17 protein-coding genes and 1 tRNA gene are annotated in these 19015 nt (G+C 67.1%); 4 read left to right on the top strand and 14 right to left on the bottom strand.

Features of this window, described 5'->3' with window-relative positions; all coding sequences use genetic code 11:
* Positions 1-25 precede the first annotated feature (25 nt).
* The 5 genes from lnt to miaB form a co-directional block, all read right to left on the bottom strand.
* Positions 26-1513, bottom strand: a complete 1488-nt coding sequence (gene lnt / locus HHL15_RS04095; RefSeq protein ID WP_169144545.1) for an apolipoprotein N-acyltransferase — start codon at positions 1511-1513, stop codon at positions 26-28.
* Positions 1513-2355, bottom strand: coding sequence for an HlyC/CorC family transporter (locus tag HHL15_RS04100; RefSeq protein WP_169144546.1), 843 nt, complete (start codon positions 2353-2355; stop codon positions 1513-1515). The genes lnt and HHL15_RS04100 overlap by 1 nt, the downstream gene beginning before the upstream one ends.
* A gap of 87 nt (positions 2356-2442) precedes the next feature.
* Positions 2443-2937, bottom strand: a complete 495-nt coding sequence (gene ybeY / locus HHL15_RS04105; protein WP_169144547.1) for an rRNA maturation RNase YbeY — start codon at positions 2935-2937, stop codon at positions 2443-2445.
* Positions 2934-3932: a PhoH family protein gene (locus HHL15_RS04110; RefSeq protein WP_169144548.1), complete on the bottom strand. Its 999-nt coding sequence runs from the start codon at positions 3930-3932 to the stop codon at positions 2934-2936. The genes ybeY and HHL15_RS04110 overlap by 4 nt, the downstream gene beginning before the upstream one ends.
* Before the next feature lie 55 nt (positions 3933-3987).
* Positions 3988-5322 (bottom strand): tRNA (N6-isopentenyl adenosine(37)-C2)-methylthiotransferase MiaB, encoded by a 1335-nt coding sequence (miaB, locus tag HHL15_RS04115; protein ID WP_206198578.1) that lies wholly within the window; start codon positions 5320-5322, stop codon positions 3988-3990.
* A 49-nt stretch (positions 5323-5371) separates the two neighbouring features.
* Here miaB and HHL15_RS04120 point away from each other — a divergent pair.
* Together HHL15_RS04120 and HHL15_RS04125 are read left to right on the top strand one after the other, a co-directional pair.
* A tRNA-Met gene (locus HHL15_RS04120) sits at positions 5372-5448 on the top strand.
* A 255-nt stretch (positions 5449-5703) separates the two neighbouring features.
* Positions 5704-6579: a PEP-CTERM sorting domain-containing protein gene (locus HHL15_RS04125; protein WP_169144550.1), complete on the top strand. Its 876-nt coding sequence runs from the start codon at positions 5704-5706 to the stop codon at positions 6577-6579.
* Positions 6580-6646: 67 nt separating this feature from the next.
* Here the strand turns inward: HHL15_RS04125 and HHL15_RS04130 are convergent, their stop codons facing one another.
* Entirely contained in the window at positions 6647-7069 is a 423-nt protein-coding gene (locus HHL15_RS04130) for an NUDIX hydrolase (RefSeq protein WP_169144551.1), read from the bottom strand.
* Between the two features lie 305 nt (positions 7070-7374).
* Between HHL15_RS04130 and HHL15_RS04135 the strand changes: the two genes are divergently transcribed.
* Positions 7375-8232 carry an HD-GYP domain-containing protein gene (locus HHL15_RS04135; protein ID WP_169144552.1) on the top strand — a complete coding sequence of 286 codons (858 nt, stop codon included), beginning with the start codon at positions 7375-7377 and terminating at the stop codon, positions 8230-8232.
* A 39-nt stretch (positions 8233-8271) separates the two neighbouring features.
* Here the strand turns inward: HHL15_RS04135 and HHL15_RS04140 are convergent, their stop codons facing one another.
* From HHL15_RS04140 to HHL15_RS04160, 5 genes are all read right to left on the bottom strand, one after another.
* A complete protein-coding gene (locus tag HHL15_RS04140) occupies positions 8272-9582 on the bottom strand; it encodes a leucine-rich repeat-containing protein kinase family protein (protein WP_169144553.1) in 1311 nt (436 codons plus the stop codon).
* Between the two features lie 54 nt (positions 9583-9636).
* Positions 9637-10719 carry a 3-deoxy-7-phosphoheptulonate synthase AroG gene (gene aroG / locus HHL15_RS04145; RefSeq protein WP_169144554.1) on the bottom strand — a complete coding sequence of 361 codons (1083 nt, stop codon included), beginning with the start codon at positions 10717-10719 and terminating at the stop codon, positions 9637-9639.
* 103 nt (positions 10720-10822) lie between these two features.
* Positions 10823-12697, bottom strand: coding sequence for a potassium transporter Kup (locus HHL15_RS04150; RefSeq protein ID WP_169144555.1), 1875 nt, complete (start codon positions 12695-12697; stop codon positions 10823-10825).
* 48 nt (positions 12698-12745) lie between these two features.
* Positions 12746-13429: a response regulator gene (locus HHL15_RS04155; protein WP_169144556.1), complete on the bottom strand. Its 684-nt coding sequence runs from the start codon at positions 13427-13429 to the stop codon at positions 12746-12748.
* Entirely contained in the window at positions 13422-14972 is a 1551-nt protein-coding gene (locus HHL15_RS04160) for a DUF4118 domain-containing protein (protein WP_169144557.1), read from the bottom strand. The genes HHL15_RS04155 and HHL15_RS04160 overlap by 8 nt, the downstream gene beginning before the upstream one ends.
* Positions 14973-15098: 126 nt before the next feature.
* On the opposite strand from HHL15_RS04160, the gene HHL15_RS04165 reads away from it, so the two are divergent.
* Positions 15099-16181, top strand: a complete 1083-nt coding sequence (locus HHL15_RS04165; protein ID WP_169144558.1) for a PA0069 family radical SAM protein — start codon at positions 15099-15101, stop codon at positions 16179-16181.
* A 26-nt stretch (positions 16182-16207) separates the two neighbouring features.
* Here HHL15_RS04165 and HHL15_RS04170 read toward each other — a convergent pair whose 3' ends face one another.
* Genes HHL15_RS04170 through tldD form a run of 3 tightly spaced genes read right to left on the bottom strand, consistent with a single transcriptional unit; the run spans position 16208 to position 19005 of the window.
* Positions 16208-16750 carry a hypothetical protein gene (locus tag HHL15_RS04170; protein ID WP_169144559.1) on the bottom strand — a complete coding sequence of 181 codons (543 nt, stop codon included), beginning with the start codon at positions 16748-16750 and terminating at the stop codon, positions 16208-16210.
* On the bottom strand, positions 16747-17547 hold the full coding sequence (locus HHL15_RS04175) for a type IV pili methyl-accepting chemotaxis transducer N-terminal domain-containing protein (RefSeq protein WP_169144560.1): 801 nt from the start codon (positions 17545-17547) through the stop codon (positions 16747-16749). Before HHL15_RS04175 ends, HHL15_RS04170 begins: the two co-directional genes overlap by 4 nt.
* A gap of 3 nt (positions 17548-17550) precedes the next feature.
* Positions 17551-19005, bottom strand: a complete 1455-nt coding sequence (gene tldD, locus HHL15_RS04180) for a metalloprotease TldD (RefSeq protein ID WP_169144561.1) — start codon at positions 19003-19005, stop codon at positions 17551-17553.
* Positions 19006-19015 lie beyond the last annotated feature (10 nt).

Below are 19015 nucleotides of genomic sequence, written 5' to 3' on the forward strand. Positions count from 1 at the left end.
GAGCAAGGATGATACGCCCTCCCGTTCAGCTCCGCCGCCGCGCACTCCCCAGGCCAAGCAGCACCAGCAGCATGGCCAGCCCCACGGCAGGCCAGTTTCCCCAGTGGGCGTAGGGCGTCATTCCGGCATGGCCCCGCAGTTCGACCTGCAGTACAGCGCGCTCGAAGGCCGGCAATACCGCCTCCACGCCACCATCGGGCCTAACCAGGGCGGTCATGCCGGTATTGGTCGAGCGCAACATCGGCCGCCCCGTCTCGAGCGCCCGCATGCGGGCGATCTGCAGGTGCTGGGGCTGGGCGAATGAGTCGCCATACCAGGCCAGATTGGAGATGTTGAGCAGCAGGGTCGCCTCCGGCAAGGAGCGGATCAGCTCCTCGCCGAACACATCCTCGTAGCAGATGTTGAGCGCCACCTTCTGCCCCGCCAGAAGCATCGGCGCCTGCACCGCCGGGCCCCGCGTCTGGTCGGCCATGGGGATGCTGGCCAGGTCGTAGAACCAGTTGAAGAGTGGCGGCGAATACTCGCCGAAGGGTACCAGGTGCTGCTTGGCATAATGCCCGGGGGCTGCGAGCCCCACGCTGATCGCGGCATTGAAGATATGCCCGGCGCCGTCGCGGGTGAAGGTGCCGAGGATGGCGTCGCCGCCATGCCCGATGGCGATCCGCCGGACCTCCTCCAGGTAGCCCTCGGGCAGGCTGTCCACCAGCAGCGGAATGGTGGTTTCCGGCAGCACCGCGATCTGCGCCGGATTGTCGCGCAGCATCTGCAGGTTGATGTCCAGCCAGTGCTGCAGCATCTCGGGACGCCACTTGAGGCTCTGCTCGATATTCGTCTGCAGCAGCGCGACCCGCACAGGCTCACCGACCGGTGCCGTCCAGGCCACCAGCCGCAAGGCGGCGCCACAAGCGAGCAGCAGCAACAGCACGCCGGCAGGTCGCCAGCAACGCCGCTGCACCGCCTGGACCACCAGGGCGGCGCCAAAGGCCAGCAGGCCTCCAACGCCATACACCCCGACGATCGGCGCATACCCTGCCAGCGGGCTGGGCGGTGTCTGGGTGTAGCCGCTGACCAGCCACGGGAAGCCGGTGAACATCCAGCCTCTCAGCCATTCGCCAAGCAGCCAGGCCGCGGCGAAGAGCGCGGCATCCAGCCAGGGCCGGCCCCGGCGCAAGGCGCTGAACAGCGCACCCGCCAGCCCCGCATGCACAGCCATACCCGCACAGAAGAGCAGCACGGCCAGCACGGCCAGCGGCATGGGCATGCCGCCAAAGCGATGCAGCGCCACGTAGATCCAGGACACACCGGCAAGCAGCGCCCCCAAACCCCAGGCAAAGCCGATCCCGAAGCCCCGGCGCAGTGCCCCTCCCCTGCCCGCCGCCGGCCCCTCGGTATCGAGAAGCCGGAACAGCAGCGCCAAGGCGACGAAGGCCAGCGGGAACAGCTCGAAGGGGGCGTAAGCCAATACAGACGTGGCCCCCGCCAGCAGGGCCAGGCCCGGACGCAGGAGACGCATCAGCCGCCGATCGCTTCCGGGTCGGGCGCGCGCTCGACAAGCACGGAATGAACACGCCGGCTGTCGGCCCGCAGCACCTGGAAGCGCAGGCCGGCCAGGTCGATCACCTCGTTGCGCTTGGGCAGGCGCCCCAGCTTGCGGATCAGCAGACCGCCGACGGTGTCGTACTCGGCATCGCTGAAGGTCGTGGCGAAGGCTTCGTTGAAATCCTCGATTTCGGTACCGGCCTTCACTCGATAGCGCCCGGCCTGGTCGAGACGGATGTTGTCGGCGGTTTCGTCGAAGTCGTACTCGTCCTCGATGTCGCCGACGATCTGCTCAAGCACGTCCTCGATGGTCACCAACCCAGCCACGCCGCCGTATTCGTCCACCACGATGGCCATGTGGTTGCGGCTGACCCGGAAATCCCGCAGCAGCACGTTGAGACGCTTCGACTCGGGCACAAAGACCGCCGGGCGCAGCATTTCACGGAGATTGAAGGCTTCGCCGGCGAAGACCCGCAGGAGGTCCTTGGCGAGCAGCACGCCCAACACGTCGTCCTTGTTCTCGCCGATCACGGGGAAGCGGGAGTGGGCCGCGCCGATGGCAAAGCGGGTGATGTCCTCGACGGAGTCGTGGAGGCAAACAACGTCCATCTGCGCCCGGGGGACCATCACGTCCCGCACCTGCATGTCGGAAACCTGCAGGGCACCTTCGATGATCGCCAGCGCGTCCGCATCGAACAGATTGCGGTCGTGGGCGGCGTGCAACAGGCTCAGCAATTCTTCCCGGTCTTCCGGCTCCCGTGTCAGGAGGGCGGAAAGCCGTTCGAGCAAGGACGGTTTACTACTGGAGGGTTCCATAAAAAGGGTGGATGAGAAATGGGCCATGGGCGATGCAAACCGATCTCAACCGGCCCATCGCCCATGGCGCATTGCTCACCGCACCGTTCATCTGCCAGCTCCCGGGGCATCCTGGTAAGGATCGGAATACCCCAGCCCGGCGAGGATCTTGCGTTCAAGTGCTTCCATTTCTTCGGCCTCTTCGTCCTCAAGGTGGTCGAAGCCCTGCAAATGCAGCATACCATGCACGGATAAATGGGCGTAATGGGCGTCCAGGCTCTTCCCCTGCTCCGCCGCCTCACGCTCCACCACCTGCCGACACAGCACCAGATCACCCATCAGGGGCAGCCCTTCGGGCAGCGGCATATCTTCCCCTTCACCATAGGCGAAAGTCAGCACATTGGTGGGGTAATCCTTGCCCCGATAATCCCGGTTGAGTTCCCGCCCTTCGTCCTCGTCCACGATGCGCACGGTGATCCGCGCGGCCCCCGGCTCTGCGGCACGCAACCAGCGGCGGAAGTCGGCCCGGGAGGGTAGCCCCTCACGGTTACAGGCGTATTGCACGGAAAGGTCGAGACGGCGAGGAAGCTTGATGTCGCTCATTGCTGCTGGGTCTGCTGTTGCGGAGGTTGCTGCTGGGTCTGCTGTTGCAGCGGCGAGCTGCGCAGGGAGTGCTTCTCGTAGGCATCGACGATGCGGGCGACGAGGGGATGGCGCACCACGTCTTCCTTGAGGAAGCGGGTGAAGGCCACGCCACGCACATCGGCCAGCACCTGCACCGCCTCGCCGAGACCGCTCTTCTGACCACGCGGCAGGTCCACCTGGGTCAGGTCGCCGGTGATCACGGCGCGGGAGCCGATGCCGATGCGGGTCAGGAACATCTTCATCTGCTCCGCCGAGGTGTTCTGGGCCTCGTCGAGGATGATGAAGGCGCGGGACAAAGTCCGCCCGCGCATGAAGGCCAGCGGGGCGATCTCGATACAGCCCCGCTCGAACAGTTTGGTGACCCGCTCGAAGCCCATCAGGTCATACAGCGCATCGTAGAGCGGACGCAGGTACGGATCCACCTTCTGGGCCAGATCGCCGGGCAGGAAGCCCAGGCGCTCGCCGGCTTCCACCGCAGGGCGGGTCAGGACGATGCGCTCCACGTGCTCCCGCTCGAAGGCATCCACTGCGCTGGCCACCGCCAGGTAGGTCTTGCCGGTGCCGGCCGGGCCTATTCCGAAGGTGATGTCGTGATCCTGGATCTGCCGCAGGTAATCCACCTGGCGCGGCGTGCGGCCGTGCAGTTCGGTCTTGCGGGTCATCAGCACCGGCGCCTGCGGGGTGGCCTGGGACAGGTTGGCCAGCTCGATGAGCCCCAGCTGGATGTCATCCACCGACAAGGCCGCCTCGGAACGCTCGTAAAAATGCCGCAGGGCGCGCGCCGCCTGGTGGGTGCGCGGCGCCGCGCCGTGCAGGGTGAAACGCTCGCTGCGGCGGGCGATGGTGACGTCGTAGGCGGTCTCGATCTGGCGGATGTTCTCGTCGAGCGCCCCGCACAGATTGGCGAGGCGCACGTTGTCCAGGGGATGCAGGATGATTTCGGTGGGCTTCATCACCGCCATGCTGCCAGAGGGATGCCCGCCGGGGAAGGGACAAACGTCAAATCCATCAATCCCGGGTCACGATCTCGCCGCGCAGGGAATGGGGCAGCGCGGAGACGATGGTCACGTCCACGAAATGCCCGACCAGACGCGGATTGCCGGCGAAGTTGACCACCCGGTTATTGTCGGTGCGGCCGGCCAGCTCGTTGGGGTCCTTCTTCGACGGCCCTTCCACCAGGATGCGCTGCACCGAACCGACCATCGCCTGGCTGATCTTCGCGGCGTTCTCCTCGATGCGCTTCTGCAGCCGCGACAGGCGGGCCAGCTTGACGTCCTGCGGCGTGTCGTCCGGCAGGTCGGCCGCTGGCGTACCCGGGCGCGAGCTGTAGACAAAGCTGAAGGAGGTGTCGAACTCGAGGTCTTCGATCAGCTTCATGGTCTGCTCGAAATCGGCCTCGGTCTCGCTGGGGAAGCCGATGATGAAGTCCGACGACAGGGAAATGTCCGGCCGTGCCGCGCGCAGCTTGCGCACCAGGGACTTGTACTCCAGCACCGTATAGCCGCGCTTCATGGCGGCCAGCACCCGGTCGGAACCGGCCTGCACCGGCAGGTGCAGGTGGGACACCAGCTTGGGCAGGCGGGTGTAGGCATCGACCACACGCTGGGTCATCTCCCGCGGATGGGAGGTGGTGTAGCGGATCCGTTCGATGCCGGGGATGTCATGCACGCATTCGAGCAGGAAGGCAAAGTCGGCCATCTCGCCCGCATCGCCATCCACCGGCGCGCGCCAGGCATTCACGTTCTGGCCCAGCAGGGTGACCTCCTTGACCCCCTGGGCGGCGAGGCCCGCCACCTCGGCCAGCACATCGGCCAGCGGACGGTAGATCTCGTCGCCGCGGGTGTAGGGCACGATGCAGAAGGTGCAGTACTTGGAGCAGCCTTCCATGATCGACACGAAGGCGCTCGCGCCTTCCACCCTGGCCGGAGGCAGGTTGTCGAACTTCTCGATCTCCGGGAAGGAGATGTCCACCTGCGACCGCCCGGTGGCCTTGCGCTCGGCGATCAGCTTGGGCAGGCGGTGCAGGGTCTGCGGCCCGAACACCAGGTCCACATAGGGCGCCCGCGCCACGATGGCGTCGCCTTCCTGGCTCGCCACACAACCGCCGACACCGATGATCAGGTTGGGGTTCTTCTGCTTGAGGTGCTTGACCCGCCCGAGATCGTGAAAGACCTTCTCCTGCGCCTTCTCGCGTACCGAGCAGGTATTGAAAAGGATCACGTCCGCCTCTTCCGGGTTGTCCGTCTTCTCCAGACCATCGGCGGCCCCAAGCACATCCGCCATCTTGTCGGAGTCGTACTCGTTCATCTGGCAACCGAAGGTACGGATATAGAGCTTTTTCATCACGTGTTGACCGAATTCAAATGAATCCCTATTATAGCGGGCTTCGGTTGGTGATGTAGCTCAGACGGTTAGAGCGACGGATTCATAACCCGTAGGTCGGCGGTTCGATTCCGCCCATCACCACCAACAGAATCAAAGAAAAAGGCCAGCCCTCCGGGGCTGGCCTTTTTCGTTTCCGGCCGCCGCAGGCTGATTGTTAAAAGATGTTGACGGATTTCACGGGGACTCTTCCCGCGCTCCGCCCATACTTCGCGACGTCGTAATCTAAGCCATTGAAAAATTAAACGATTTTTCAACAACAGCTCAGGCGGGACGAATTGGCGTTAGTTTTGAGTAACGCATACCGGACAGATTCAGATTGATTTGAAAAGGAAAAGAACAATGATGCAAGCGATTCGCATGGGGCTCATTGCGCTATCAGCCTCGATGGCCTTGCCTGGCATGGCAGTCGCGGCACCGGCGGTTAGCACCCCGGGGCTCTGCAACCAGGCGGCCGTCGTGGTCAATGACATCACCACCGGCACGCTGAGCGGATCGTCCTGGTACTCGACCTCCTCCGGAACCAGCTTCACCGAGTGCGTCGGTGCCTATGTGGGCAACGACACCCCCTACCCTGGCACCGGGGGTGGCGCCAACCTGGGCTATCTTGGCGACGGCTTGGTGAACGGCGCTGCGCAGGCTGGCGGAGGCAACACCGGCGGGAGCGTCCTCTTCCCGGACGGCATGTTCAGCGACCTGTACACCAACCAGAACCTCGCCGGCAATGGCGCGGTCGATCCGGGCTGGATCTATGTCGGCCAATGGGTGTCGGGCGCCTTCTCCGGAGCGACGATCGGCAAGGGCACCAGCAGCCCGGTGACGATCTCCAGCTCCACCTTCAAGGTCTCCCTCAACAATGGCGGGAAGAGCGGCACTTTTGCGCTGACCCCGGATGTGGATATCGTGTCCCAGCTGAACGCAGTGCTCCACGGCAACCTGCTGGACCAGTTCGCCATCGTGTTCAAGGCCGGCAATGCTTTCGAGGCCTTCGACTTCACCGCCGAGACGCTCGGCCTGCCCGTCTCGGATGAGACGGTTTACAACTTCTATGGCTCGTTCGACATCAGCAGCCTGATCAACAAGTACGGTGGCCTGTCACACATCGACCTGTACGTGCGGGACCCGATTCCGACCAATGTTCCTGAGCCTGCATCGTGGGCCCTGCTCGGACTCGGGCTTGCCGGGCTGGGTGCTTCCCGCTTCCGCAAGCAGGGCTGATCGCTCTGCCGCACGTGTGCCACGGCAGGTAGCTCAATGGCCTGCCGCGGCAATTCATTCCCCGGACTCAGGCCTTGATCTTGTTGAGCAGCCCCTGCTTGATCGCCACGGTGGTCGGCCGGTTGAACCTGGCGGGCAGGCTTCTGCGCTTGAACCACCGGAAGCTTGAGTGCTCCCTGTTGAGCCGGGGAGCGATCTCCTGCTCGAGGCACAACAGGAAGTAATGCATGCTGCGTCCGCCCGAGACGCGCCCCAGCTTGATCAGCTGCTTCTCCTTGACGCGCAGCCCCGCCTCTTCGCCCAGTTCCCGCACCAGGGCGCGGCGGGGGTCCTCGCCCCGATCAACACGGCCCCCGAAGAAATTCCACGCGCCGGCGTTATTGACCTCCCCCGAGCGCTTGCCGAGCAGGAACTTGCCCGTATCCGCGCAGCGGATGATGGCCCAGGCGCCCGCCTGGGGGGATGAGGGTTTGACGCGATCCTTGGCCATGAGTATCGAGGTCGGGCTGGGCTGCATGCAGTTGAGCGGTCGAGAGTCCAGAACATAAACGATTTGTCCCGCCGTTTTATTTCACTTGGGTGACAGAGACGGGCCCACGGCGGTTATTTGTGTGTCGCCGCGACGGATTACCGCTGCCCGCGCAGCAGCCTGCGCCACCCCGAAAATTCCCATAATCACCAAATTTGACAAATGTGACGTTTTTATCGGGTCGATTTTCAGCCTTGTCGTAGCATGGACGCACAAATGAATGAACTGCGTCATCACGACGCACCGCCATGGACGAGGAAGAAAACATGAGCACGCTCCTGCCCTCCCGGAACACGCTGCCGGCCACGCAGCGGTCTGAAGCCCGCCCAGCCGCCACCGAACCGACAGTGCTGGCACGGGAACTGGAGCAGGCCCGGCGCGAGCTGGCGTCCATGCGGATGCAGCTGACCTCGGCCGAGGCCGAGGTAGAGGCGATGCGCCGGGAAAGGGACTGGGCTCTCCGCGCCCTGACCGACCTGCGCAACGAGACCTTCCTCGACCTGGCCCGCAGCGCCGAGCGCCATGACGGTGAATCGCCGATGCACACCACCCGGATCGGTCTGTACACCGGGCTGATCGCCTCCGAGCTGGGCTGCCCCAGCGGGCTGTGCCGCATGCTCGAAAAGGCCTCCCAGCTTCATGACATCGGCAAGATCGGCATCCATTCGAGCATCATCGGCAAACCGGGGCCGCTGACGACCGAAGAGTGGCGGGTGGTGCGGGAACACCCGCGGATCGGCGCCAGCATCATCGGTGAGTCCGACGAGCCCATGCTCCAGCTGGCCGCCGAGATCGCCATGACCCACCACGAGCACTTCAACGGAGCCGGCTATCCCCAGGGTCTGGCCGGCGAGCGGATTCCGCTGGCGGGCCGGATCGTCGGCCTGGCCGACTTCTTCGACGCCCTCACGACCGAGCGCAGCTACCGCCCGGCCCGGCCGGTGGCCGAAGTCATCGAGATGATCCGCAGCCGGCGCGGAGAACAATTCGACCCCGCAGTGGTGGACGCCTTCCTGCGTGCCACCGAGCGGATCGAGAAGGTCCTGCAGTTGACGACCAAGCAGGAAGCCACGGCCCTGGCCAACGTGACCGGCTGGGACGGCGACTGGTGGATGGTGACCTGACGGGTCTCCAGTGAGGATGGGTGGCCGCGACCCCGCCGCTCACACCTCCAGCATGCGCGTCAGGGCCGCAAACAGCGGCCGCTCGTCACAGGCGTCAGACAGGCAGGCATCCCGCACCCGCTCCAGCCTGGCCAGGATGCCCTGCGGGTCGGCAAATGCCCCCTGGTGGTTCAGCAGCTCCTCCACCAGACAGCCGAAGGCCCGCACCTCGATCCGCTGCAAGGCCTCCGCCAGCCCCTGCTGCCCTGCCGGATAGCAGGACGCCGCTCCGAAATCGCCCAGGCGGATGGCGGCCTCCCCGCCGTAGAGCAGGTTGTGGGCGTACAGATCACCATGATTCACCCCGCGCCCGTGCAGATGCGCAGCCGCCGAGGCGATGCTGCGGGCGATCGCCAGGGCTTCGTCCGGCGAGAAGCGCGTGCCTGCCGGATAGACATCCCGGGTGCAGGTCTCGAAATCCGGCGGCCCTGCCAGGCTGCGGAAGGACGGCGCCACCAGCGGCATCACCAACCCCTCGACGCCCTCCGGGTGGCCGCTCAGGCGCCCGAGCACCGGGATGAGGGCCGGATGCCGGCCCGCGCGCAGCCACGCCCGGATCTCGCTGGACGGCAGACCGTCGCTGGTCACCGCCCCCTTGAACAGCTTGAGGGCCACCGGCTGCGTCCCATCGGGCGTGCCCAGCAAGGCCTCATGGATGTGGCCGGAGGCGCCCTGCCCCAGCAGGCGCCGCACGCTCAGCGCCTCCCAGTGCAGCGCATCGACCGCCGCATCGCCCCCTTCCGCCCAGGCTTCGCAGAAGGGATTGCCGGCAAAGGCCAGCCAGGCCAGGCGCGGCAGCGTCAGCAACCACCCGGGCAGCGACTCCAGGCGGTTGGCCGCGATCCTCAGCAACTCCAGCGCCAAGCAGCCCGCCAGATCCGGCGGTAGCGCCGTGAGCTGGTTACCGGCCAGCATCAGCTTCTGCAGGTGCGTGCAGCGCCCGATCTCCGGCGGCAGGGACGTCAGGCGGTTATCGGTCAGGATCAGCCAGCGCAGGCGCGGCGGCAGGGCTTCGCCCGGCACCGTGTGGATGCGGTTGGCCTTGAAGCCGATCATCTCCAGCTGCGGGCAGCGCCCCAGCACCGCCGGCAGCACCTCGAAGGGATTGTCGGAGCAGAACAGGATGCGCAGCCGGTGCAGGCGCGGCAGCTCCTCCGGCAGTGAAGTCAGCCGGTTGCCGGACAGGTCGAGGATTTCTAGGGAGTCCGCCAGCGTGAAGATCTCGGGCGGAAACCCGGTCAGCCCTTCGGCCAGCCTCAGGTGGCGGGCACCGGCCAGGCGGCCGGCGCGCAGATCGGCAAGAGAATTCATGAAACAGGCGGGGCGCGCAGGCGGCCCCGCCGGATTTGCAGGATTGTTGGCGGATTACTCGGAATCGGCGCGCTTCACCCGGCGCGCACGCACGGCTTCGGCCAGCACGTCGAGCACGGTCAGGCTGTCTTCCCAGCCGATACAGGCATCGGTGATGCTCTTGCCGTATTCCAGCTCGACACCGGGCTTCAGATCCTGGCGGCCTTCCTTCAGGTGCGACTCCACCATCACGCCGATGATGCGGTCTTCACCATTGGCCATCTGCGCCCCCACATCCCGCGCCACTTCCACCTGCAGCTTGTGCTGCTTGCGGCTGTTGGCATGGGAGAAGTCCACCATCAGCTTGCCCGGCAGGCCGGAAGCGGCCAGCTCCTTGCAGGCGGCGTCCACGCTGGCCGCATCGTAGTTGGGGCCCTTGCCGCCGCGCAGGATCAGGTGGCAGTCCTCGTTGCCGGAGGTGGACACGATGGCCGAGTGGCCGGCCTTGGTCACCGACAGGAAATGGTGGGGCGACTGGGCCGCCTTGATCGCATCCACGGCGATGCGGATGTTGCCGTCGGTGCCGTTCTTGAAACCCACCGGGCACGACAGGCCGGAGGCCAGCTCGCGGTGCACCTGGCTCTCGGTGGTACGGGCACCGATGGCGCCCCAGGAGATGAGGTCGGCGATGTACTGCGGCGTGATCATGTCGAGGAACTCGGTGCCGGCGGGCAGGCCCAGCTCGTTCACTTCCCACAGCAGCTTGCGGGCGATGCGCAGGCCTTCGTTGATGCGGAAGCTGCCGTCCATCATCGGGTCGTTGATGAGGCCCTTCCAGCCCACCGTGGTACGGGGCTTCTCGAAGTAGACCCGCATCACCACCAGCAGGTCGTTCTTGAGGCGGTCGGCCTCGGCCTTCAGGCGGCGGGCGTACTCCATGGCCGCGTCGGTGTCGTGGATCGAGCAGGGGCCGATCACCACCAGCAGGCGGTCGTCCGCGCCGAACAGGATGCGGTGGATCGCCGAGCGCGCCTCGAAAGCCGTCTCCGCCGCCTTGGGGGTGGCGGGAAACTCCCGCAGCATGTGGATCGGCGGAGCAAGCTCCTTGATCTCCCGGATACGGACATCGTCGATATGGACTTTCGAGGAGGCGTGCATGGTGAATCCTGTGGGCAACTTTGAGTGAGTCGATGATTCTAGCCCATGGCCGCACCCCGGGGCCATGGGCGCGGCCTATCGGCGCGATGGAACTCCCGGCGACTCACAGGATGACCTGGGTGCCCAGCTCGACCACCTGGTTGGCCGGTAACTTGAAGTAGGTGCCGGAACCCTCGGACTGGCGCACCATCCAGGCAAAAATGCTGCAGCGCCAACGTGGCAGCTTCCCCGGGCCGTCGACGATGGTCGAGCGGGCGACGAAGTAGGTCGTGGCCATCGGCTCGAGTTCCAGCCCGAACTTCGCAGCCAGGGCCAGTGCGGCCGGCACGTCGGGCTCCTCCCGGAAGCCGAAGCGGGCATCCACGTTGTAGATCCCGGGGGCAGGCTGGGTCACCTCGACCCGCTCGTCGTCCGACACCCGCGGAATGTTCTCATTCACCACGTGCAGGAACACCGTGCGCTCGTGCATCACCTTGAAGTGCTTCAGGTTGTGGAACAGGGCGCTGGGCACCAGGCTCGGTTCCGAGGTGAGATACACCGCCGTGCCAAACACATGCGGCACGTCGGGCAGCGGCCCCTTGATGAAGCCGTCCATCGGCACGTCGATCTGGCAACGCTGCTCGGCCACCAGGCGGGTGCCCTCCTTCCAGGTGGTCAGCAGCAGGAACAGGATTGCGCCCAGCACCATCGGCAGCCAGCCGCCCTCGCCCAGCTTGGTCAGGTTGGAGCTGAAGAACAGCGTCTCGATCAGGCCGAAAGCCGCCAGGGCCACGAGCAGGCCGATGCGCAGGCGCCCCTCGGCGGTCAGTACGACAAAACCGGTCAGCAGGGTGGTGATGATCATGGTGCCCGACACCGCGATGCCGTAGGCCGCCGCCAGCGCACCCGACGAGCGGAACTGCAGCACCAGCACGATCACCGCCACCAGCATCAGCCAATTGACACTGGGAATGTAGATCTGCCCCCTCTCGGTGTCGGAGGTGTGCAGGATGCGCAGGCGCGGCAGGTAGCCCAGTCGTGTGGCCTGCAGGGTCATCGAATAGGCGCCGGTGATGGTGGCCTGGGAGGCGATCACCGTGGCCAGGGTCGCCAGCCCCACCAGCGGCAGCAGGAACCAGTCGGGTGCCAGCAGGTAGAAGGGGTTCTCGATGGCCACCGGCTCACGCAGCACCAGGGCGCCCTGGCCGAAGTAGTTGAGCACCAGCGACGGCCACACCAGGCAGTACCAGGCCAACCGCACGGGGCGCGCCCCGAAGTGTCCCATGTCGGCATACAAGGCCTCGCCCCCGGTCAGGGACAGGAACACCGCCGACAGCAGGATGAAGGCCAGATGGGGCTCATCCGCGGCAAATCGGATGGCGTATCGCGGGTCCAGGGCACGCAGCACATCGGGCGTCTGGACGATGCTGGCCACGCCCATGGCCGCCAGGGCCAGGAACCAGATCACAGTGACCGGCCCGAAGAAGCGCCCGACCTGGCCGGTGCCGTGCTTCTGGATCATGAACAGGCCGATCAGGATGCCCACCGTGATGGGCACCACGTAGTGCTCCAGGTGGGGCGTGGCGACACTGAGGCCCTCCACCGCAGACAGCACCGAGATGGCCGGGGTGATGATGGCGTCGCCGTAGAACAGCGCCGCCGCGAAGATCCCGCCGCCTACCGCCAGCATCGCCAGGCGCGGGCTGCGGGCCACCCGGCGGGCCAGCGCGGTGAGAGCCAACACACCGCCCTCCCCCTCGTTGTCGAAGCGCAGCACCACCCACACATACTTGAGGGACACCACCACCAGCACCGCCCAGAAGAAGGCCGACAGGGTAGCCAGCACATGGGCCTCGCTGGGGTCGATGCCGTGGGAGCCGGAGAAGGCCTCCTTGAAGGCATACAAGGGACTGGTACCGATATCCCCGTACACAACGCCCAGCGCTGCCAGGGCAAGCCCTGCAACACTGGAGCGGGATTCGGAATGCGGATTCTGCATGGAGTGCTCCACGAAAGACGAACGGGGAAAAGGATGGGAAACAGGAGATCAGAGCCGGAACCGGTAGCCCACCCCGGTTTCAGTCAGAAAATGGCGGGGCCGGGCCGGATCAGCCTCCAGCTTGTGGCGCAGGTGGCCCACGTAGATGCGCAGGTAGTGGCTGTTGTCGCTGGCGTCCGGCCCCCACACCAAGCGCAGCAGCTGGCGATGGGTCATGACCTTGCCGGCCTGGCCGACAAGCAGGCCGAGCAGCCGGAACTCGATCGGGGTGAGCTTCACCGGCCCCCCGCCGCGACGCACCTCACGCAGGGAGAAATCCACCTCCACGTCACCGAAGCGGACGACCGCCTCTTCATCCAGGCGCCCGCGCCCGCGCCGCAGCAGGGCCCGCACGCGGGCCTGCAGCTCACCCACCGCGAAGGGCTTGGTCAGGTAGTCGTCGGCGCCGGCATCGAGCACGCCGATCTTGTCGTGCTCGGTGGAGCGGGCGGACAGCACCAGCACCGGCGCCGACGACCAGGCCCTGAACGCGTCGATGAAGCGGGCGCCGTCGCCATCGGGCAGCCCCAGGTCGAGGATCACCAGGCCCGGCCTGCTGCGCCCCGCCTCGGCCAGGCCGCCGGCACAGCTCTCCGCCTCGACCACCGGCAGGCCCTCCCGCTCCAGCGCAAGCCGGACCACGTGGCGGATCTGCAGCTCGTCCTCGATCACCAGCACCGTGGCATCAGGCATGCGTCGGCACCTCGCCTGCAGCCTCGAGCTCGAAAGGCGGAGGCGTCCCTTTGGGCAGGGTGAAGACCACGCAGCCACCGCCCTGTGCAGGATTGAAGGCCCGGATCCGGCCGCCATGGGCCTCGACGATGGTCCGGCAGATGGCCAGTCCGAGCCCCATCCCGGCGATGGGCACCTCGGCCTGGCCGCGCTCAAAAAGTGCGAACACCTGCTCCAGCCGGTCCGGCGGAAAGCCCGTGCCACCGCTGACGACCCTGAACTCCACCGCCTCGCCGGCATCATGGGCCGACAGCACGATGGGCGATTCGGCCGGTGAATACTTGGCGGCATTCTCGAGCAGGTTGCAGAAGACTCGCTCCATCAGCACCGCATCGATCTCGAGCAAGGGCTGCTCACCCAGTCCCTCGACCCGCAGGACGCGGCCCGCCAGCACGCTCTCGAGCAGCTTCAGGCTGGCGCCCACCACCTCCTCGGCGGGCTGCCACTCGCGCCGCAGCTCCACCCGCCCGCTGCGCAGGCGGGCCATGTCGAGCAGGTTGCCGACCATGCCGTTGAGCCGGAAGGCCTGGTCGCGGATCGCCAGCGCGTTGACGCGGGCCTCCTCGGGCAGCGGCCGGGGGCCGGTCAGCATCGAGTCGGCCAGGCCGTAGAGCGCGGTCAGCGGCGTCCTTACGTCATGGGACAGGGCCGACAGCAAGGTGCTGCGCAGCCGTTCGGAAACCGCCTCCAGCTGGGCAGCCTGGGCCACCTCGACAAAATGCAGGCGCTCCACGGCGGTCACCACCAGGGCCGCCAGCCCCTCCAGCAAGGGCGCCATGGCAGCATCGTCGCCCCTGCGCAGCACCAGCAAGACCCCCCGGTTACGGGTCGCCCCAGCCAGCGGCAGCAGGTCGCAACAGCGCCCACCACGCCGCGGCAGCCGGCTCGGGTGGCCGTCGGCCATGACCTCCCGCAGCACCTCGTCGGGCACATCCAGCTCGCCGTCGCCGGCACACGGGAGGGCCGGCCCCTGGTCGGCCGGCAGCACCAGGCGACCACGGGCATCACCCCGCACAAGCAGGAAACGCTCCACCGCATCGGCCACCTGGGCCACGCTCATCGCTCCGGCCAGCTCACGCGCCAGGTCGTACAAGGCCCTGGCAAGACGCTCGCGGCGGGCTGCCTCGGTGGCCTGGGCACGCAGCCCGGCCGTCAGCTGCCCCACCACCAGGGACACCACCAGCATCACGACAAAGGTAAGCAGGTGGCGCGCATGGCTCACCTCGAGCGAAAAGCGCGGCGGCACGAACAGGAAATCGAACAGCGCCACCCCCAGCACCGACGCCAGCACCGCGGCACCGCGCCCGGCCAGCACCGCCACCAGCACCACGGCGAGCAGGAACAGCATCACCGTGTTGGGCAGATCGAGGGCCGGCTGGAACGGGAAGATCAGCGCCGCAGTCAGGCCGCACACGCCCACAGCCAGCCCGTAGCGGCGAAGCACCGTGGGGAAATCCGGGGAGCGAAGGGCTGGCATCAGGAACATCAGGTTCGGAAGGCGCATGGGCTACCGGCAGGAGACCTGAAAATTGTTGCACCGCTCATATAAAAATGGCGTAAACACACTGCAACGAAAGGATTCGTCGATCTATACTGTATACACATACAGCAAAATCCGACAACTCCCGACATGCCCGCCCCTCTTCCGCCCCATGGCCGTGGCAGCCGGCTGAACCCTGGCAACCGCTTCAGCGACTGGCAGCGGGATGGCTTCGATGACGGCTGGCAGGATGCCGGCGACACCGGCCCGCCGCCTCCCGCGACCATCCTGCTGGTCGAGCGCAGCCGCTCGGTGATCTCCCGCAACACCTCGCCCGACGTGCCCTTCAGCCAGTCGATCAACCCCTACAAAGGCTGTGAACATGGCTGCGCCTATTGCTTCGCGCGGCCTGGCCACGCCTACCTGGGCCTGTCCCCCGGCCTCGACTTCGAAACGCATATCGTCTGGAAGCCCGACGCCCCCGAGATCCTGCGCCGGGAGCTGGCCTCTCCCCGCTACCGCTGCCTGCCCATCGCCCTGGGGATCAACACTGACGGCTGGCAGCCGGTGGAGCGGCGCCTCAGGCTGAGCCGTCACCTCCTCGAGATCCTCTGCGAGACCCGCCACCCGGTGTCCATCGTCACCAAGTCGGCGCTGATCGAGCGGGACCTGGACCTGCTCTCCGACATGGCCCGGGACAATCTGGTGAATGTGATGTTTTCGGTGACCACCCTCGACCCGCAGCTCGCCCGCAAGCTCGAGCCCCGCGCCGCCTCACCGGCCCGCCGCCTGGCCGCCATGGCGCGTCTGCACCAGGCCGGAGTGCCCGTGGGCGTGCTGTTCGCCCCGCTGATCCCGGCCATCAACGACCACGAGCTGGAGCGGGTGCTGGAAGCGTCCCGGCAGGCCGGAGCCACCCAGGCCGGCTACGTGCTGCTGCGCCTGCCCAACGAGCTGAAGCAATTGTTCGCCGACTGGCTCGACAGCCACTTCCCGGACCGGGCCGCCCATGTTCACAGCCTGCTCCGGCAAATGCGCGGCGGAGCGCTCAATGACAGCCAGTTCGGCCGTCGCATGCGCGGCCAGGGTGTGTTTGCCGACCTGTACAGCCAGCGCCTGAAACGGATCTGTGCCCGCCTGGGCCTCAACCGGGAACGCCTGGCGCTGAATACCACGGCCTTCCGGCCGCCTCGCTCCGGCACGGCCGACAGCCCCCAGATGCCGCTGTTCTGAGGCCTGCTCCTGCCGCCCCGCCCGGCTCAGCGCCCGTAGCGGATCCCCCAGCCGGATCCGCCGTACCCCCAGGGGCGCCCGTAGCGGTGGTAGGGGGAGCCAAAGACGCCACCGTAGTTCAGGTACAGGGAAGAGTTCCACTCCGCGTCACGCCAGGCCCGGCGATAAGCCTCCGCCCGGGCCCGCTCGGCAGCCGCCTGCGCAGCCTGCTCGCGGCGGATCTTGTCGGCCGCGGCCTCGTCCCGCGCCCAGCGCTCCTGGGCCTCGACCAGCGCATCGAGCACCTCCGGCACCACCCCTTGCTCCTGCAGACGCAGGGCCGCGGACGGCGTCAGGACGTGGCGGGTGCCCGTGCTACGCAGGATCTCCAGTTGTTCGGGGAGCGGAATTCCGCGGCGCGACAGGGCCACCACCTCGTCCAGGCCGAGCGGCCGGCCCGGACGGGCCGCCTCGATCTGCGCCAGGGCCGCCGGATCCAGCCGACGGATGGCGCGCGGGTCAGCAGAGGGCGTCACGCAGGCGCTCAGGCTGCCGGCCACCAGCAGCCAGCCCAGGCGCCACCGGCTCACGCCTCACCCTCCCGGGCGGCGCGCTCGTACAGACCCACGATCAGCTCCATTTCCTCGAGGATGCGCTCGCTGGTGGTAGCCACGTCGGCCGCCGCCTTGTCCTGGTTGCCGCTGTCCCGCAGGGTCAGTGCGTTGCGGAAGAAGTACCACTGCTGCTCCACCAGGGCCAGCCCGGCCTGGATCTGTCCGGCCCCCGGGCGTGGCGCCTTGAGCTCCTCATGGGCGCGGGCAAACTCGCTCATCGCCTGCTCGAGCATCTCGCCAGCCGGCCCGGGCAGGACGCCCAGGCGCCGGAACAGGTAGGCCTTGGCCATGCGCTGGGACAACATGCGCTGCCGCCCCGACACGTTCACCAGGCGCCCCGCCGGCTTGGCATAGGCCCGCTCGTAGGCCAGCGTGAGCTTGTGCGCAGCGCCCAGCACGGCCTCGCTGCCCGACCATACGGCCTGGCCGTTGCTGCGGATGTCGGCGAGCAGCGGCCGGAAGCGCCCCCACTCATGCTCCAGCTGCAGGTGCAGGCCGCGCAGCTCGTCGCTGGGCAGGAGCGCGCCGAGTTCGGCCAGCTGCTGCTCGAACAACGATATCGACTGGTTCAGGATGAGCTTGGCCCGCTCGGGCAGCACCCCCAGCACCAGCATCGCCCAGGCTTTGGCGGTGCGCTGGGACAGCATGCGCTGGCGGCCCGACTTGTTGATGGCGGCGGCGAGGCCATGGAGCGGCGCCAGCGGCCCCGCCCCCCAGGCCGCCGTCATCGCCAGGCAGCAGCCGGCGAGGATCAGGAAGCCGCGCCGGTCCATGGTTCAGCCGGTTCCGCCGACGGTCAGACCGTCGATGCGCAGGGTCGGCTGGCCGACCCCCACGGGCACGCTCTGGCCGTCCTTGCCGCAGGTCCCCACGCCCGGATCGAGGGCCAGATCGTTGCCGATCATGGACACCCGGGTCAGGCAGTCAGGGCCGTTGCCGATCAGGGTGGCGCCCTTCACCGGACGGGTCACCTTGCCGTCCTCGATGAGGTAGCACTCGGAGGTGGAGAAGACGAACTTGCCGGAGGTGATGTCCACCTGGCCACCACCGAAGTTGGCCGCGTACAGGCCGTTCTTCACCGAGGCGATGATCTCGGCCGGTTCATGCTGGCCGGCCAGCATGATGGTGTTGGTCATGCGCGGCAGGGGCAGGTGGGCAAAGGACTCGCGGCGGCCGTTGCCGGTGGGCTTGACGCCCATCAGGCGGGCATTGAGCGTGTCCTGCATGTAGCCGGTGAGGATCCCGTCCTCGATCAGCACGGTGCGCTGGGTCGGGTTGCCCTCGTCGTCGATGGTCAGGGAGCCGCGGCGATCCGGCAGGGTGCCGTCGTCCACCACGGTGACGCCCTTGGCCGCCACCTGCTGGCCGATGCGGCCGGCGAAGGCGGAGCTTTCCTTGCGGTTGAAGTCGCCCTCCAGGCCATGGCCAATGGCCTCGTGGAGGAGGATGCCCGGCCAGCCGTTGCCCAGCACCACGGTCATGGAGCCTGCCGGGGCCGGCGAGGCACCGAGGTTGACCCGCGCCTGATGCACCGCCGCCCGGGCATAGCCGGTCAGCACCTCGTCGCTGAAATGGCCGTAGTCGTAGCGACCGCCACCGCCGCCCGAGCCCTGCTCGCGGCGGCCGTTCTCCTCCATGATCACCGTCACCGAGACCCGCACCAGCGGCCGCACGTCGGCGGCCAGGTGGCCGTCGCTGCGCGCCACCAGCACCACCTCCCAGGAGCCCACCAGGCTGGCCATCACCTCCTTGACCCGCGGATCCTCGGCCCGCGCCATGCTTTCCAGGCGCTCCAGCAGCTTGACCTTGGCCACGTCGTCCAGCGAACCGTGGGGGTTGTCGGCCCGGTACAGGGCCAGCGGCGGCTTGCGCACGGCCTCGATCTTGTGGGTCTTGCGGCGGCCGCTGTCGGCGATCGCGCGGGTCGCGTCGGCGGCGTCCTTGAGGGCCTTCAGGCTGATGTCGTCGGAGTAGGCGAAGGCGGTCTTCTCGCCGGTGATGGCGCGCACGCCCACACCCTGCTCGATGTTGAAGCTGCCCGACTTGACGATGCCCTCCTCCAGGCTCCAGGCCTCGGAGCGGTGGTACTGGAAGTACAGGTCGGCGTAGTCGAGCTTGTGGCGGAAGAGCTTGCCGAAGACCTTGTCCAGGTCCTCGAAGTCCAGGTCGTAGGGCTTCAGCAGCAGCTTGCTGGCGATCTTGAGGGGGTTGGGGGGCGGATTCTTGCTCATGATGTGTCGG

It is taken from the genome of Zoogloea dura, from assembly GCF_012927165.1.
In the GTDB taxonomy this organism is placed as follows: domain Bacteria; phylum Pseudomonadota; class Gammaproteobacteria; order Burkholderiales; family Rhodocyclaceae; genus Zoogloea; species Zoogloea dura.